The following is a 2,468-nucleotide window of genomic DNA, read 5'->3' as shown; positions in this document are numbered from 1 at the left end:
GTGTTGGTTTGCACTGAAAACTGACCCAGCGTTTGCATCGAAAACTGACCCAGCCCTAATTTGATTGGGAAAGGGTTGCCACAGATTTGGCTGTTTTACGCTCCTTTTTGGGCTGTGTGCTGCTGTTTTTGAATCGGTAGCTGTCGTTGCCGGTCTCGACGATGTGGCAGTGGTGGGTGAGTCGGTCGAGCAAAGCAGTCGTCATTTTTGCGTCCCCAAATATGTTCGCCCATTCAGCGAAGCTGAGATTGGTGGTGATGATGAGGCTTGTGTGCTCGTAGAGCTTGCTGATGAGGTGGAACAGCAGCGCACCGCCGGCTTGGCTGAATGGCAGATACCCGAGTTCGTCGAGAATAACGACGTGCGAGTGCATGAGCCGGTGGGCGAGGTGTCCAGCTTTGCCGGCCTGCTTCTCGAGCTCCAACGTGTTCACCAACTCGATCGTGGAGAAGAAGCGAACTCGGCGACGCAGGTGTTCGATGGCGTGAACCGCGAAGGCCGTCGCCAGATGCGTCTTGCCGGTGCCAGGGCCGCCAACTAATACGACATTGTGAGCGGGTTCGATGAACTCGCCGCGGTGCAGTTGCCGAACGAGGGCTTCGTTGACCTCGCTGCATCCGAAGTCAAAGCCTTGTAAGTCTCGATATGCTGGGAACTTGGCCACCTTCATCTGATAGGCAATAGATCGCACCTCTCGCTCGGTAAGCTCGGCCCGTAGAAGCTGGCTCAAGATGGGAGAGCAGCTCTGGTATGCCGGAGAGTCTTGCTGCACGAGGTCGGTGAGCGCTTGAGCCATACCGTGCAGCTTGAGCGCCTTCAAGCGCTCGATCATGAGTTCATGCTGCATGACGTGGCTCCTGAGTGCGGAGGGTGTCGTAGCGGCCGACGTTCGCCTCGGGTTCGACTGTGAGCGAGAGCGCTTGGGGCGCCGTCAGCGGCGGTAGCGGTGTGCCGTCGAGCAGTCGGCTCAAGATGTTGAGAATGGTTTGCTTCGATGGCGTACCGGCCTCCAGCGCTAAGGTCACTGCGGCGAGGACCAGTTGCTCGTCATGCAACAAGACCAACGACAGGATCTCCACCATCTCTCTATCCCCGCCAGCGTGAGGCAGAAGCAGTGCCTGAAGTTGGCGAAATGCTTCCGGCAACGCGGTGAACGGCGCCCCATTGCGCAGCGCGCCAGGCTTGCGTTGCAGCACGGCGAGATAATGCCGCCAGTCGTAGAAAGTGGCACCACGGTCATGGCGCCGGTTGATGTGGCGAGGATGCTGCGCGATGACGTGACCTTCGGCGACGACAACGAGGCGATCTGCATAGACCCGCAAACTCACGGGCAGGTTGGCGTAGGACGCGGGGACGCTATAGCGGTCACGCTCGAAGGCGATCAAGCATGTGGGGGAAACGCGCTTGGTGTGTTCCACAAAGCCGTCGAACGGCTGGCCAACAGGCATCAGAAATGGGCGTTCCTCGGACCATATCTGCCAGATGCTCTGGTCACATGCCGGATGGCGTATCTGTTGCCACAGCCTGACGCACTCGTCGGCCAACCAGTCATTAAGCGCCTCCAAGCTCGAAAAGTGGGGCAGGCGTTGCCAGATCCGCCTCCGGCTATCCTGCACGTTCTTCTCGATCTGTCCCTTCTCCCAGCCTGACGCGGGGTTGCAGAACTGCGCATCAAACAAATAGTGGCTGACCATGCTGGAGAATCTGGCGTTGACCTCGCGCGACTTGCCGCGGCCGACCCTATCCACAGCGGTCTTCATGTTGTCGTAGATACCTCGACGCGGGATGCCTCCCCACGCCACAAAAGCGTGATGGTGCGCATCGAACAGCATCTCGTGTGTCTGGAGCCAGTAGGCGCGCAGGAAGAAGGCGCGACTGTGGCAAAGCTTGAACTGCGCGATCTGGAGCTTGGTGCGCTCGCCGTTGATCACCGCACTGTCCTCGCTCCAGTCAAACTGAAAGGCGTCGCCTGGTGCGAACGTCAATGGCACGAACGTGCCCCGTCCTGAAGTCTGAGATCGTTCCTGTTGTTCCTGTCGCCATCGTCGCGCGAAAGCGGCGACACGGTCGTAAGAGCCCGTGTAGCCTAGAGCGCAGAGATCCTGGTGCAGCTGCAATAGCGAGCGTCGCTGCTTGCGTGTGCGGTTGGCCTCGGCCTTGAGCCATGCCGAAAGCTTCTCCGCATAGCCGTCTAGAACTGTAGGCCCAGCCGCACGGCTGTAGGTTGGTTCAATGGTGCCCGAGCGCAGATAGCGTCGCACCGTGTTGCGCGATATGCCAAGTCGCTTGGCAATCTCTCGTAAAGAGACATGATCACGCAAGTGCCAACGGCGAATAATGCTGAGAAGAGCCACGTCGATCACTCCTGTCTCCTGCACGGGTACCGAGCAGGATAGTGTTCACGAGGTGGGTCAGAATTAGATGCAAATCAAACGTAAAAGTGGGTCAACTCTGCCTGCAAATCAACA

At 58.6% G+C, this 2,468-nt stretch carries 2 protein-coding genes; both read right to left on the bottom strand.

The window, feature by feature from the left end:
- Positions 1-55: 55 nt before the first annotated feature.
- Positions 56-847 carry an IS21-like element helper ATPase IstB gene (gene istB / locus IB258_RS30175; RefSeq protein WP_192353588.1) on the bottom strand — a complete coding sequence of 264 codons (792 nt, stop codon included), beginning with the start codon at positions 845-847 and terminating at the stop codon, positions 56-58.
- The gene (gene istA, locus IB258_RS30170; RefSeq protein ID WP_034019062.1) at positions 837-2,363 is read right to left on the bottom strand and encodes an IS21 family transposase; all 1,527 of its coding nucleotides are present in this window, start codon (positions 2,361-2,363) and stop codon (positions 837-839) included. Before istA ends, istB begins: the two co-directional genes overlap by 11 nt.
- Positions 2,364-2,468 lie beyond the last annotated feature (105 nt).

The sequence above is a fragment of the Achromobacter sp. ACM02 genome (genome assembly GCF_014851605.1).
Lineage (GTDB): Bacteria > Pseudomonadota > Gammaproteobacteria > Burkholderiales > Burkholderiaceae_B > Achromobacter > Achromobacter aegrifaciens.
The sequence above is the reverse complement of the archived record's forward strand: the minus strand, read 5'-3'. Positions and strand labels throughout refer to the sequence as shown.